Below are 13,046 nucleotides of genomic sequence, written 5' to 3'. Positions count from 1 at the left end.
CATGTAAATTGCCCGAGGGAGCCCAGCCCCCACGGAGCCAAGTATACCTAAATCCGGTTCGATAACCCTTAACACGATCAATATCTGATTGTTTGGCCATCACAATATGACAAATACCTTCTCTGTTTGGTTGCTGGCGGCGCGTTTGCGAACACTGCCCCTGGCGTGCTCCTCCATTTTGCTGGGCTCGGGGCTCGCAGCCAGCCGGGGGGCCTTCGACGGCGCCATCATGGGCCTCTCCCTGCTGACCGCCATCCTGCTGCAGATCCTCTCCAACCTGGCCAACGACTATGGTGATGCGGTCTCCGGTGCCGACAACGGCGAGCGGATCGGGCCCCAGCGTGCCGTGGTATCCGGCCTCATCACTCGCCACCAGATGTGCATCGCCATGGGGTTGACCGCGCTGGCGGCCGTGGTGAGCGGCCTCTCCCTGCTGGTCTGTGCCTTCGGGGAGGCGTGGCAGCAGATCCTGACGTTCATCCTGCTGGGGGGCGCCGCCATAGTCGCGGCCATCACCTACACGGTGGGCAAGACCCCTTACGGCTATCGCGGTTTCGGGGACATCTCGGTATTCCTGTTCTTCGGCCTGCTGGGGGTGCTCGGCTCCTACTACCTGTTCACCCATACCCTGGAATGGGATCTGCTGCTGCCCGCCACCGCCTGTGGCCTGCTGGCGACCGCCGTGCTCAACATCAACAACGTGCGGGACATAGAGAGCGATGCCGCCAGCGGCAAGATCACCCTGGCGGTGCGGCTCGGCCGCAACCGCGCCATCGCCTACCACTGGGTGCTGCTGGGGGCGGCGCTGCTGGCCACCATCGCCTTCCTGCTGACCCAGCCCATGAGTATCTGGCCCTGGATCTTCCTGCCCGCCATCAAGCCCCTCACCGATGCCGCCCGCACCCTGCGCGAGAGCTTCGACGGCGAGGTGTTGACCGGCGCCCTCAAGAAGACCGCCATCAGCGCCTTCCTGTTCAGCCTGCTGCTCTCGGTCGGGCTGGCGCTCTCCTGATGGGGCCAGGGTTCGATGCCGAAAAAGGGCGCCTTTCGAGGCGCCCTTTCTGTCGGTTGACGGTACGCTGTGCGGGATGTTGCCAATCTGACAGGAGAGAACCATGCGTGCATCACTCAGGCAGAGGATGATTGAGGTCTGCCAGCGGAAGATTGCCCAGAAGGGGGAGGGGGTGGGCGTCTCCTTCTATGCCTTTTTCGCCAACAGGAACGACGACCCCGAGCTGCTGATGGAGGCGGCGACCTGGTGGATCCAGACCCAGAGGCTCGATCACTTCGAGAAGGCGCGCAAGATCATCGCGCTGGTCGAGGCCATGAAATAGGGTGGGGATGCAACAAGAAGGGCTCCTGACGAGGAGCCCTTCTTGTTGATGGTTTGCAGCCATCGTCGCCGTGTGCCTCAGCTGGCGGGCGCCACGGCCGTGCGGCGGGAGAAGAAGAGGCAGTCCAGCAGCCAGATGATCAGCATGGAGGCGCCCACCAGGGGGAAGCAGATCCCGAGCAGCACCAGCACCGCGATGGCGCCGCCCATGGGGGGCAACTTGGCGGGCAGGGGCGGGGCGGCGAGCCGGCCCTGGGGACGACGGCTCCACCAGATCCAGAGCCCGCTCACCGAGCTTGCCAGCACCATCAGGCAGATGATCAGCATGACCAACTGGTGGGGCCAGCCGTAGATCTTGCCCATGTGCAGCATGACGCCGGTTTCCACTGTCTTGGCGACCGGGCCGTAATCCTGCCAGCGCACGTCGGCCAGCACCTTGCCGCTGTATTGATCGATGTGCAGGGTGGCGTCGTTGCGCGGATCATCGGCGAACAGGGCTATGGTGTAGACGCCTGTGTCACCGACCGGCGGCGTGATGCTGTAACCCGGGTGAACCTTACGCTCATTGGCGATCTCCACTATCCGTTGCAGTGGGATGCGGTGGCTGGCCATGACCATGCCGTCGTGTTCCCCGCCATGGTTCATGGCGCTGTGATCATGGCTTTCCGGCGCCGGCTGCGAGCTCGGCATGGGGGTGTTCTCGACCGCCCAGGGCACTGTCTGTTCATGGGCATGGTTGAGGGTGCGGGCGAGAGGAGCGGATTTGGGCACCTCATTCCACATGGCGGCGGGGAAACGGTTCCAGACGTTGGCGAACTGATCGCCCCAGAAGCCGGTCCAGGTCATGCCGCTGAGCAGCAGCAGCAGCAGGAAGCCCGCCCCCCAGAAGCCGACCACGGCGTGCAGATCCCGCCACCAGAGGCGTCCACGCTGGTTCATTCTGGGCCAGAGGATGCCCCCTACGCCGGGCCCCTTGCGCGGCCACCACAGGTAAAGCCCGCTGACGAGCAGCACTATGCCCCAGCCGGCGGCCAGTTCGATCAGCCGATCCCCAGTGGTGCCAAGCAGCAGCTCCGCATGCAGGGCGCGGGCCACTGCCTGCAGGTTCCACTTGTTGTCCATGGTGCCGAGCAGGGCGCCGCTGGCGGGATCCATGAAGAGGGTCAGCTCGCGCTCGCCCTGGTTGACGATGATCTGGGCGCTCGCGTCAGTAGCCACGGGGGGCAGGTATTTGCGCAGGCTGGCATCTGGCATGGCGATCTTCGCCTTGGCCAGCAGTTGATCGGCGCTCAGGGTCTGGGTGGCGGGGGCCACCTTCATCAGCTCGGGGTAGAGCAGGTTGTCGAGCTGGGGCTTGTACAGGTACAGGATACCCGTGAGGGAGAGCAGGATCAGAAAGGGGGCGACGAAGAGACCGGCATAGAAATGCCAGCGCCAGATCCTTTGGTAATAACTCGCGTCTTGATTCTTCATCTTTGATCCTTGCGCCAAGGCTAAAGGTTTCAGCTGGTGGAATGTTTGAGTGGCGCGGATGATAGCAGCAACGTTTTATTAACTGCAACAGAACATGCTGGCTCCGCCTTCACTCCGTTGCCGGCCAAAACTGTGCTATTTGGCGTCGATGTCTGTCGGTGATGGCCGGGGCACCATGGACTTTTTGCATATAAATCCTTACCTTGTTGCAACATCAGGCGACGTCGGCGCGGCGAAAAACTCAGGAGGAGGGGGGGACGTGCACTTGCAACCACACGGCCATTTCGAGATGCAGCGACAGGGGCAGGTGCTGATTTGCCGCCCGAGCGGCCCCTTCAACCTGGCGGGCGCCATGGCCTATGAGGCTGCGTTCAGCCAGCAGATCGCAAGATTGCGCGATGCTCCCTGGGGGATTGTCGAGGTGGCGACCGAGTTCGAGGCCGCCGGTCCCGAGGTGCTGGCGCGCTTTCGTCGTCAGTTTGGCTGGTGCGCCGCCAATGGCTGCGATTTTCTTGCGGTCGTGGTAGTGGGCGGGTTCAAGCGCTATCTGGCGGATCAGGTCTTCAGCGATCTGCCGTTCAGGGCGGTGTGTTACTTCGAGCAGGAAGCGGCAGCTATCCACTGGTTGGGGGAGCGGCTCACCACCACTCCCGGCGACGTCAGAACGGTGAGCTGACCCGGCAGTCCGGGGCCGTCTTGTCTGCCAGCCTCATTCCAGCTTGATAAACCACTTGTCCCGCTCGTCGACACAGTCGGGCTCGCCCATCTCGAATTCGCGGCAGATCAGCGGTCGCACTTCATAGATACGGCACATCATGGTGTTGCGGTCGAGCGCCGCACACCAGCCATCTTCCAGCCGGTGCATCACTGGCACCTGTCCCTCTATCTCGTCCACGTAGCGATCCGGTACGCCTGTGTCGGTAAACAGCATGACTTCGAGGCGGCAGCAGCAGGCTTCGCAGTTCTGGCAGCTGACTTCTGCTTGGGGTTCTCTGTTCATCTGTGTTGTCCATGCCATGGGAATGGCACATTTTCGATAAAAAACAGGCGCCTGCAAAGGCGCCCGAGTCGTGGTCAAACGTGAGCACGGCAGATGATCTGCCCGGCTGCCTCGTTAACCCAGTTTGCGGGCACGGTAGGTGCGCCCCTTGATCTTGCCTTCCTGCAGCCGCTTGAGGGCGGCGCTCGCCACCTGACGCTTGACCGCCACGTAGGAGTACTGCTCGGAGATCTGGATCTTGCCGACGTCGCTACCGGCAATGCCACCTTCGCCGGTGAGGGCCCCCAGGATGTCGCCGGCCCGCACCTTGGTCTTGCGGCCCGCATCGATGGAGAGGGTCGCCATCTGCGGTGCGATCGGCTTGATGTCGCGGCCTATGGTGTCGAGATCCCCCAGCGGCATGGGTGCCTGCTGGTACTCCTCTATCAGGTTGACGCGCTGGGCTTCGTTGGGCTGATACAGGCTCAGGGCCAGGCCCTGCTGGCCGGCACGACCGGTACGGCCGATGCGGTGCACATGTACCTCGGGGTCGTAGGTCAGCTCATAGTTGATGACGGCGCCCAGCTCCTTGATGTCGAGACCCCGGGCGGCCACGTCGGTCGCAACCAGTATGGTGGCGCTGCCATTGGCAAAGCGCACCAGCACCTGATCCCGCTCGCGCTGTTCCAGATCGCCGTTCAGCGCCAGGGCCGAGAAGCCCTTGGCGGCCAGATGGTCGGCCACGTCGTTGCAGGCGCGCTTGGTGTTGCAGAACACCACGCAGGAGCTCGGCTGGTAGTGGCTGAGCAGCCAGGTGAGGGCGTCGAGACGCTGACCGGCAGGCACTTCATACAGCTTCTGTTCGATGGCGCTGCCCTCGTGCAGGGACTCCACGCTCACCTCGACCGGGTTGCGCTGCACGCCGCGGCTCATCTGGGCGATCCCCTCCGGATAGGTGGCGGAGAACAGCAGGGTCTGACGGCGCTCGGGGGCATGGCTGATGACCTTGTTGATCTCTTCGCCAAAGCCCATGTCCAGCATGCGATCCGCTTCATCCAGCACCAGGGTCTCCAGGCTGGAGAGCTCCAGGGTACCCTGCTCCAGGTGCTTGAGAATACGCCCCGGGGTGCCGACGGCGATGTGGGCACCGAAGCCCAGGGTGGCGGATTGCGGTGCGGTCGGGGTGCCGCCACACAGGGTCACCAGCTTGACGTTCGGCAGGGCGCGCGCCAGACGACGGATCTCCTGAGCCACCTGATCCGCCAGCTCGCGGGTCGGACAGAGTACCAGCGCCTGTACGTCGACACGGTTGACGTTGAGGCGGGAGAGCAGGCCGAGGGCGAAGGCGGCTGTCTTGCCGCTACCGGTTTTTGCCTTGGCGATCAGGTCTTTGCCCTCGAGCACCAGGGGCAGGCTCTGGGCCTGGATCGGAGTCATCTGCAGGTAACCCAGGCTGGTGAGGTTCTCTTGCAGGGCGGGGGAGAGATTGAGGCTGCTAAATTCGCTGTTGTTCACAAAAGGACTCTATTTCGGAGAAAACGGGGATGCGTCGTGCGCAAGGGCGCGCATTGTATCAGAAAGCGCTGCCGGGTGTGGCGGATTTTTGAACGGTTGACCCAGTGCAATCTCAAGGCGGGCTCATCCGTCCCCATGGCGACAGAGAGGGCAACTGGGATGGCATGGGGTGAATGTTTGCGGTCGTCAGGTAATTATTCATCAAGGGTAATCGTGTTTTATCCTGGGTGATTAAATATCATGGCTGAAATATGAGTCATTAGTGGAAATGAATGTTGCGAGAATGATAATGAAATATCCGTTGGCGTTGTTACTGCAATCAACAAATACCCATCATTATGTTTTTAAAAGGGATTTAAACTTGGTGTTGCACGATTAATATCCCGTTAATGGTTAATTAATTTAAAAACGTTTGTATTATCTCGCATACATATTATTGAGCCGGATTGTGATGGCTATCTGATTTTTAAATATGCGATTCTTTATGATGGCGCCGGTCAAAAATAACAATTCACTCAGGTGCTACTGGTATGGAATACGTTCACTTCGTGCTTGGACTCGTGATGGTCCTCGCGCTGGCGTTGCTGGCTAACCGCCGCAACTGGAAACAGATCAAGCTGCGCTATATCGGGCAGCTGTTGGTGGTGGAACTGGCGCTAGCCTGGTTCATGCTGAACTCCGAAGTGGGCCTGGCGGTCGTGGGTGGCTTCGCCGCCGGCTTCACCAAGCTGATGGAGTTTGCCAAACAGGGTACCGACTTCGTGTTCGGTGGTCTGGTCAACGAAGGGGCCTTCTCCTTCTTCCTGATGGTGCTGATGCCCATCGTCTTCATCTCTGTGCTGATCGGCATACTGCAGTACATCCGCCTGCTGCCCATTGTCATTCGTGGCATAGGCACCGTGCTGGCCAAGATCAACGGCATGGGCAAGCTGGAATCTTTCAACGCCATCAGCTCGATGATCGTCGGCCAGTCAGAAAACTTCATCGCGCTCAAGAACATACTGCCGCACCTGAACGAGAAGCAGATGTACACCCTGGCGGCAACGGCCATGTCCACCGTCTCCATGTCCATCGTCGGTGCCTACATGCAGCTGATCGAGCCGCGTTACGTGGTGGCCGCCCTGGTGCTCAACATGTTCAGCACCTTCATCGTGCTGTCGCTTATCAACCCGTACGAGCCTGACAATACGGTGACCGACGCCAAGGCGCTGGCCGAGGGTGACGAGCACCATACCCCGAAGAAGGAAAACTTCTTCGAGATGCTGGGGGAGTACATCATGGCCGGTTTCTCCGTTGCCGTGATAGTGGCCGCCATGCTGGTGGGCTTCATCGCCCTGATCGCCCTGGTCAACTACCTGTTCGAGATGGCGTTTGGTGTCAACTTCCAGTACGTCATGGGCTACCTCTTCTACCCCATCGCCTGGATCCTCGGCATCCCGGGTGGTGAGGCGCTGCAAGCCGGCTCCATCATGGCGACCAAGCTGGTGACCAACGAGTTCGTGGCCATGATGGATCTGGGCAAGATTGCCGCCGATCTCTCCCCGCGTACCGTCGGCATCCTCTCCATCTTCATGGTGTCGTTCGCCAACTTCAGCTCCATCGGCATCATCGCCGGTGCGGTGAAGGCGCTGAACGAAGAGAAGGGCAACATGGTCTCCCGCTTCGGCCTGAAGCTGGTGTACGGCTCCACCCTGGTGAGTCTGCTCTCCGCCGTGATCGCCGGTGTGATGATCTGATCGCACCTCGCCATCACCATGACAACCCCCTGCCTCGGCAGGGGGTTGTCGTTTCTCGATGCATCAGTCGAAAGGTGGTTCTGCTCATCATGACTTGCCGCATGTTGAGAAGATAAGAAGAGGCCGCCAATGCTGGCGGCCTCTCTGTCTGGGGGCTCAATGCCTCCTATCAAGGGCAGGTGATGGTGTTGCTGGTCACGCCATTGAGAGTGGCCTGGTAAGTCACCGACTGGGTCAACAGCAATATGTCGGTGTTGTTCAGGGTTACCCCGATGACAACGCCATTTTTGCTCCAGGTGACGCTGCTGCTGACATCCAGCGTGCTGGCGTCAGAGAAGGTGGCGACGGCCTTGCGGGTCACTATGTTGGCGATCGGCAGGCCGAGCACTCCCAGCTGGACCTGCGTGGTGCAGCTGGCAGCCAGGCTGCCGAGGGTCGCCGCCGTGATGGTGATTGGCTTGCTGTCTGTTCCGGTCAGGAAGCTGGCGGTGATATTGGCTGTTCCTGCGGTCACCCCTTGGGCCAGTCCGGTGCCGGAGACGGTCACGACGCCTGTGTTGTCACTCTGCCAGTTGACCAGGGCACTCACATCCTGGCTGGTCAGGTTGCTGAAATTGGCCGTCGCCTTGAGTTGCGCCTGATTCCCGCTCGCCAGATTGGGAATGGGGTCTATTGTGAGCCCGGTCAGCGTCGCCGCCGTCGCTGCGATATTGATGGTGGCGCTAGTTCCCCCCAGACTGCCACTGATGACGGCAGAGCCCACCGCCAGCGCCTTGATCTGGCCATTGGCATCCACGCTGACCAGAGTCGGGGCGCTGCTGCTCCAGCTGATCTGGCTGGTCACATCAACCAGGGTATCGTCAGAGTAGGTTGCGAGTGCCTTCAGCTGGCCATTGGTCCCCAATGCCAGTGAGGTCAGGGGAGTGCTGATTTGGATGGCGCTCACCGTCGCTGCCGTGACTGTGACGGTCAAGGTGCTGATTTGCCCACCGAAGCTGCCGGTGATGACGGCCGTCCCCGGGAACACTGCGGTGACTTCACCACTGGTGCTGACGGTTGCGACGTCGCTGTCACTGCTGCTCCAGGAGACCAGGGGGGTAATGTTCTGGCTGCTGCCATCGGAGTAGCTGGCAACGGCGGTCAATTGAGCCTTGGTGCCGGCTGCCAGGGTCGATGCCGTCGCCGACAAATCGATCTGATTCACGCTGGCATTGGTCACGTTCAAACTGACGCTGTTACTGGTGACCGCGCCCACACTACCGGTCAAGGTTGCACTGCCGTTGCTGACAGCGCTGACTTCGCCGGACAGGTTGATGGTGGCCACCCCTATGTTCGAACTGTTCCAGACCACCTGGTTCGAAATATCCTGGGTGCTGTTATCGCTATAGGTGGCGATCGCCGTTAACTTGCCCTTGGTCCCCTTGGCCAGGGTGAGACTGGGCGGGGTGATCTGGATCTGACTGACAGTGGCATTGGTGACGGTGAGCACAGTTCCGGCACTGGTGACACCGTTCAGGCTGGCACTGATGGTGCTGGTGCCCACGGCAACCCCGGTTGCCAGGCCCTGGGCATTGATGGTGACCTTGGTTTGATCGCTGCTGAACCAGGCGGCCTGGCTAGAGACATCCAGGGTGCTGCCATCGCTCAGCACGGCCTGGGCCTTGAACTGCACCGAGCTGCCCTTGGCCAGGTTGCCACTGCCGCCATTCAGGACGACCTGGATGCTGTTGACGGTGGCATTGGTTACCACCAGCAGTACCGTATTGCTGGTGACGCCCAAGAAGTTGGCCGAGATGTTCGACGCCCCTTCACTGAACGCGGTGGCTTCACCGTTCAGATCTATGGTCGCGACGCTGATATCCGAGCTGTCCCAATTGACCTGGCTGGTTACGTCCTGCGATGAGTTGTCGCTGAAGGTGGCGATGGCCTGGAATTGCAGCTTGGCCCCCTTGGGCAGGGAGGCCGTCGGCGGTATGACTTGCAGCGCAGTGGCGATGGCATTGGTGACAGTCAGGGTCGCACTGCGGCTGATGGCGCCAAGGGTGGCGGTGACGGTCGCCTGACCGATGCCGCTCCCCGTGACCAGCCCCAGGCTGTCGACATTGGCGATGAAGGGGTCGTTGCTGCTCCACTGGACCTGTGATGACACATCCTGAGTCGAACCGTCGGCAAAGGTGGCGATGGCCTGCAGCTGGCTCTTGGTGCCAAGGGCTATGGCCGTGACGGCAGGAATGACCTGCAGGGCACTGACACTGGTGTTGTTGACCTGGATGCTGGTGCTGGCAGTGACCCCCAGCAGGCTGGCGGACAGGGTAGTGGAGCCCGCCGCAACGCCGGTCACCAGACCCGTGCTATCCACGGTGGCGACGGCGGTGTTGCTGCTCAACCAACCCACCTGAGAGGAGACATCCTGAGTGCTCTGATCGGCGAGGGTGGCGATAGCCGTCAGCCTGGTCGTGGTGCCTACGGCCAGTTGCACTGTGGCCGGGATGATCTGGATCTGGCTGACGGTCAGATCGACTGCCGAGACAGTAGTCTGGCCTGTGACCCCCTGTACCGTGGCCGTGACAGTGGCGTCACCGGCTTCGATGGCGGTGGCTTTTCCCTGGCCATCGACATTCAACACGGTCGGGTTGTTGCTCTGCCAGCTGGCCTGGGTCGACACATCCCTGGTTGTGTCATCGGAGAGGGTGGCAATGGCCTGCAGTTGCAGCGTCAGCCCCTTGGCCAGCTTGGTTGTGGGGGGAATGACAGAGACCTTGGTGGCAATGGCATCCGTGATGGTGAGGGTGGAGATATTGCTGGTAACTCCCTGATAGCTTGCACTTATTCCGGTGCTGCTGATCTTGAGTGTTTTGACCAGGCCCTTCTCATCTATGGTGGCTATGCTGCTATCCGCGCTGACCCAGCTGGCGACATCCGTGATATTGGCGGTGCTGTTGTCGCTGTAGGTCGCGATGGCCAGATATTGGGTACTGATCCCGAGCGGGGTGCTGGGGTTGGCTTCGGCCCGCGCCTTGTTGCCCGCGGTGTCGGCTGATATGTCGATCCTGGTCAGTGTTTTGGTGCCGGGCGCCGGATTGGTCGGATTATCCTCTCCTCCGCCACCACCCCCGCCGCAACTGAATAAGAAAAAAGTGAAGAACAGTGAAAGAAATACATTCATTGGCTTGATCATTGATATTCCCCTTCAATCCCTGTGCTTAATATGAAGTGAAGATCATCCCGGTACTACTTTATGGGAACAGCGAATCCTGCAGCTATGGCCACCTCAATGCCGAATGGATAATGAAACCATCAAACATGTTGTTTTAATGGATTTTTATTGATCATGAACACTCAATGTTCAGTAGGTGTTTAAACATCCTTTTAGATGTGGGCCAATTGGCGAAACCAATAATGATTAAATTATTATTTAAGGCGTTTTAATATGTCTAGGATAGCGGTAGTGATAATTCAATCGGTAGCGATAGAATTAAAAGTATGAGTTTTTGACGAAATTGATACCAAAAGTTATATCTGGAATGGGTCTTATGGGTGAGGCTGGCACGGGGAGTGGGAGGCGCTGTTTGCGGGTCAAACATGGCGTCAGGTGATAGGGGAAGATGGGCCGGCAAGCGATGAGCCCCCTGCCATCTGTGGCAGAGGGCTCATCATCAGCCAGGCCATGAGCCTTGCCACTGTGGCGAGGGTTCAGGTCAGCTTGCCCTTGAGCAGCCATTTGTCGAGGGCATTGGCGAAGCGCTGCTTGTCGGCGGCGTTGAAGGGGGCCGGGCCGCCGGTCTGGACACCGGCCGAGCGCAGCTCCTCCATGAAGTTGCGCATGCCGAGGCGGGCCTGGATGGTCTCGCGGGTGTAGATCTCGCCACGGGGGTTGAGCGCCTCGCCACCGGCATCTATGACCCAGGAAGCGAGGGGGATGTCGCCGGTGATCACCAGATCGCCGGGCTGCACCTGTTGGGCAATGACATGATCCGCCACATCGAACCCCTTCTCCACCTGCTGGGTCTTGATGAAGGGAGAGGGGGGAACCCGCAGTCCCTGATTGGCCACTAGCGTGGTGACGACCTGGGCGCGGTGGGCGGCGCGGTAGAGGATCTCCTTGACCGGAATGGGGCAGGCATCGGCATCGACCCAGATGGGCATGGCATGGTTTCCTGTAGTTGAAACGGGCATGAAACGAGAGCGGGCATGGTAGCACAGGCGCACCCTTCCCGGTGCGGGGCTGAGTCGGCCCCCGCTTTCGTGTAAGCTGGGGCCTGAGCATGAACGAGAAGGAGACGAGATGGATCGGGTGCCCAGTGACGTAATTTATGGCCTGACCCTGGATGGCAAGGGGGGGATGACCCCGCTGGCCACAGGTAGCGAGATCCCGGCAGCCCAGCCCAGCTGGGTGCATCTGGATTACGGCAATCCGGAGGCGGCCCGCTGGCTGTTGCAGACCCCCTTGCTCAATGACGCCGCGCGCGAATCCCTGCTCGGTCAGAGCAACAGGCCCAAGCTGGTGCGGATGGGAGAAACCGTGCTGCTGATCCTGCGTGGCATCAATCACAACAAGGATCACAGGCCGGAAGAGATGGTGGCGCTGCGCATCTACATCACCCCGGATTTCATCCTCAGCAGTCGCCGTCGCTCCCTGCTGTCGGAAAAAGATGTCTTCCAGCAGTTGGCGCTGGGGGGCGGCGCCATCTCGACCGCCGACTGGCTGGTGGAGATCTGCGATGCCCTGACCGACAGGGCGGGGGAGTTTGTCGAGGAGCTGCACGATCAGATCCTTGAGCTGGAAGAGATAGTGCTGATGCGCGAACTGCCCGCCAACGGCCGACTGGCACGGATCCGCAAGCAGCTCATCATGATCCGTCGTTACCTCTCTCCCCAGCGGGATCTGGTGGCGCGCCTCGCCAACGAGAAGCTCAGCTGGCTGGATGAGGATGACCGCCGCCGCCTGCTCGACATCGCCGATCGGCTGCGCCGCTGGCTGGACGATCTGGATGCCGGGGTGGCTCGCTCCGCCGTGCTGGCGGACGAGATCAACAACCTGACGGCGGAGGCTACCAACCGCCGTGCCTACCAGATGTCGGTGATGGCGCTGATGTTCCTGCCCGCCAGCTTCCTGACCGGCCTGTTTGGCATCAACCTGGGCGGCATCCCCGGGGCCGAGAGCCCGACCGCCTTCTGGATCTTCTGCGGCTCTCTGGTGGGGCTGGCGAGCGGGCTGGCGGTCTGGCTCAAATATCGACGCTGGTGGTAAGGAGCGCGCATGACGACATGGGAATCCTTTGGTGTGACCCTGCTGCTGTTGCTGGGACACACCCTGATCCGCGGCCTCATTCACAAGAGCCTGATGGCGTTAGGTCAGAGCCGGCAGGTGAGCGAAAACCGGGTGCTCTACGTGGAGCATGTGTTCCACTTCCTGCTCGGCTGCGCCACCCTGCTGATCCTGGCGGGGGTCTGGGGACTCGACTTCTCCCGGCTGGTGGTGCTCGCCTCCTCCTTCTTCGCCGTGCTCGGGGTCGCCATGGTGGCCCAGTGGTCGATCCTCTCCAACATCACCGCCAGCATCACCATCTTCTTCGCCTTCCCCTACAAGATCGGCGACCGGATCCGCATCCTCGACAAGGATGACTCAGTGACTGGCGTCATCACCGAAATAGGCCTGTTCTACCTGAGGGTGCGGGATGACAACGGCGACCTGGTGACCTACCCGGCCAACCTGATCCTGCAAAAGCCGGTCAGGCGGCTGGAGAGCAAGGAGGAAGAACCGCTGCAACCGGAATGAAGAAGGCTCCCGCGGGAGCCTTCAGACTGATGACAAACCCCTGGACGCCGATCTCGGGGTTTGATCTAATTGCTGCATGGTCAATAAATGGACTGCACCATGCTCAGAGAACCCACACCCCAGCAACTTGAGATCGAGATGGTCACTCTCGAAGAACTTGTCCCCCAAGACCACCTCCTGCGCAAAATCGACAAGTTCATCTCTTTTGACTTTATTCGCGACAAGGTGCGC

11 protein-coding genes are annotated in these 13,046 nt (G+C 60.6%); 6 read left to right on the top strand and 5 right to left on the bottom strand.

All coding sequences use genetic code 11. The features are described from left to right. Positions 1-106: 106 nt before the first annotated feature. Complete coding sequence (locus ACB030_RS06070) at positions 107-1,012, top strand: 1,4-dihydroxy-2-naphthoate polyprenyltransferase (RefSeq protein ID WP_162519292.1); 906 nt, start codon at positions 107-109, stop codon at positions 1,010-1,012. 103 nt (positions 1,013-1,115) lie between these two features. Then, positions 1,116-1,334, top strand: coding sequence for a DUF6500 family protein (locus tag ACB030_RS06065; RefSeq protein WP_371158620.1), 219 nt, complete (start codon positions 1,116-1,118; stop codon positions 1,332-1,334). A 77-nt stretch (positions 1,335-1,411) separates the two neighbouring features. On the opposite strand, the gene ACB030_RS06060 is transcribed toward ACB030_RS06065, so the two are convergent. After that, positions 1,412-2,806, bottom strand: a complete 1,395-nt coding sequence (locus tag ACB030_RS06060; RefSeq protein ID WP_371158619.1) for a PepSY-associated TM helix domain-containing protein — start codon at positions 2,804-2,806, stop codon at positions 1,412-1,414. Between the two features lie 259 nt (positions 2,807-3,065). Here ACB030_RS06060 and ACB030_RS06055 point away from each other — a divergent pair, with 259 nt between their 5' ends. Next, the gene (locus ACB030_RS06055; protein WP_371158618.1) at positions 3,066-3,482 is read left to right on the top strand and encodes a hypothetical protein; all 417 of its coding nucleotides are present in this window, start codon (positions 3,066-3,068) and stop codon (positions 3,480-3,482) included. Positions 3,483-3,515: 33 nt separating this feature from the next. Here the strand turns inward: ACB030_RS06055 and ACB030_RS06050 are convergent, their stop codons facing one another. Continuing rightward, complete coding sequence (locus tag ACB030_RS06050) at positions 3,516-3,806, bottom strand: YkgJ family cysteine cluster protein (protein ID WP_042057550.1); 291 nt, start codon at positions 3,804-3,806, stop codon at positions 3,516-3,518. A 114-nt stretch (positions 3,807-3,920) separates the two neighbouring features. Continuing rightward, positions 3,921-5,300 carry an ATP-dependent RNA helicase DbpA gene (gene dbpA / locus ACB030_RS06045; protein WP_205643040.1) on the bottom strand — a complete coding sequence of 460 codons (1,380 nt, stop codon included), beginning with the start codon at positions 5,298-5,300 and terminating at the stop codon, positions 3,921-3,923. 530 nt (positions 5,301-5,830) lie between these two features. On the opposite strand from dbpA, the gene ACB030_RS06040 reads away from it, so the two are divergent. Continuing rightward, entirely contained in the window at positions 5,831-7,036 is a 1,206-nt protein-coding gene (locus ACB030_RS06040) for a NupC/NupG family nucleoside CNT transporter (RefSeq protein ID WP_371158617.1), read from the top strand. A gap of 169 nt (positions 7,037-7,205) precedes the next feature. Here ACB030_RS06040 and ACB030_RS06035 read toward each other — a convergent pair whose 3' ends face one another. Together ACB030_RS06035 and ACB030_RS06030 are read right to left on the bottom strand one after the other, a co-directional pair. Then, positions 7,206-10,202: a beta strand repeat-containing protein gene (locus tag ACB030_RS06035; protein ID WP_371158616.1), complete on the bottom strand. Its 2,997-nt coding sequence runs from the start codon at positions 10,200-10,202 to the stop codon at positions 7,206-7,208. Between the two features lie 527 nt (positions 10,203-10,729). After that, positions 10,730-11,182 (bottom strand): YaiI/YqxD family protein, encoded by a 453-nt coding sequence (locus tag ACB030_RS06030; RefSeq protein WP_139744100.1) that lies wholly within the window; start codon positions 11,180-11,182, stop codon positions 10,730-10,732. Between the two features lie 139 nt (positions 11,183-11,321). Between ACB030_RS06030 and zntB the strand changes: the two genes are divergently transcribed. Further along, positions 11,322-12,287 carry a zinc transporter ZntB gene (zntB, locus tag ACB030_RS06025; protein ID WP_025325556.1) on the top strand — a complete coding sequence of 322 codons (966 nt, stop codon included), beginning with the start codon at positions 11,322-11,324 and terminating at the stop codon, positions 12,285-12,287. A 9-nt stretch (positions 12,288-12,296) separates the two neighbouring features. Next, positions 12,297-12,815 carry a mechanosensitive ion channel domain-containing protein gene (locus ACB030_RS06020; RefSeq protein ID WP_371158615.1) on the top strand — a complete coding sequence of 173 codons (519 nt, stop codon included), beginning with the start codon at positions 12,297-12,299 and terminating at the stop codon, positions 12,813-12,815. Positions 12,816-13,046: the final 231 nt, after the last annotated feature.

Source organism: Aeromonas sp. S16(2024) (genome assembly GCF_041403065.1).
Lineage (GTDB): Bacteria > Pseudomonadota > Gammaproteobacteria > Enterobacterales > Aeromonadaceae > Aeromonas.
This window is presented reverse-complemented; position numbering and strand designations above follow the sequence as displayed.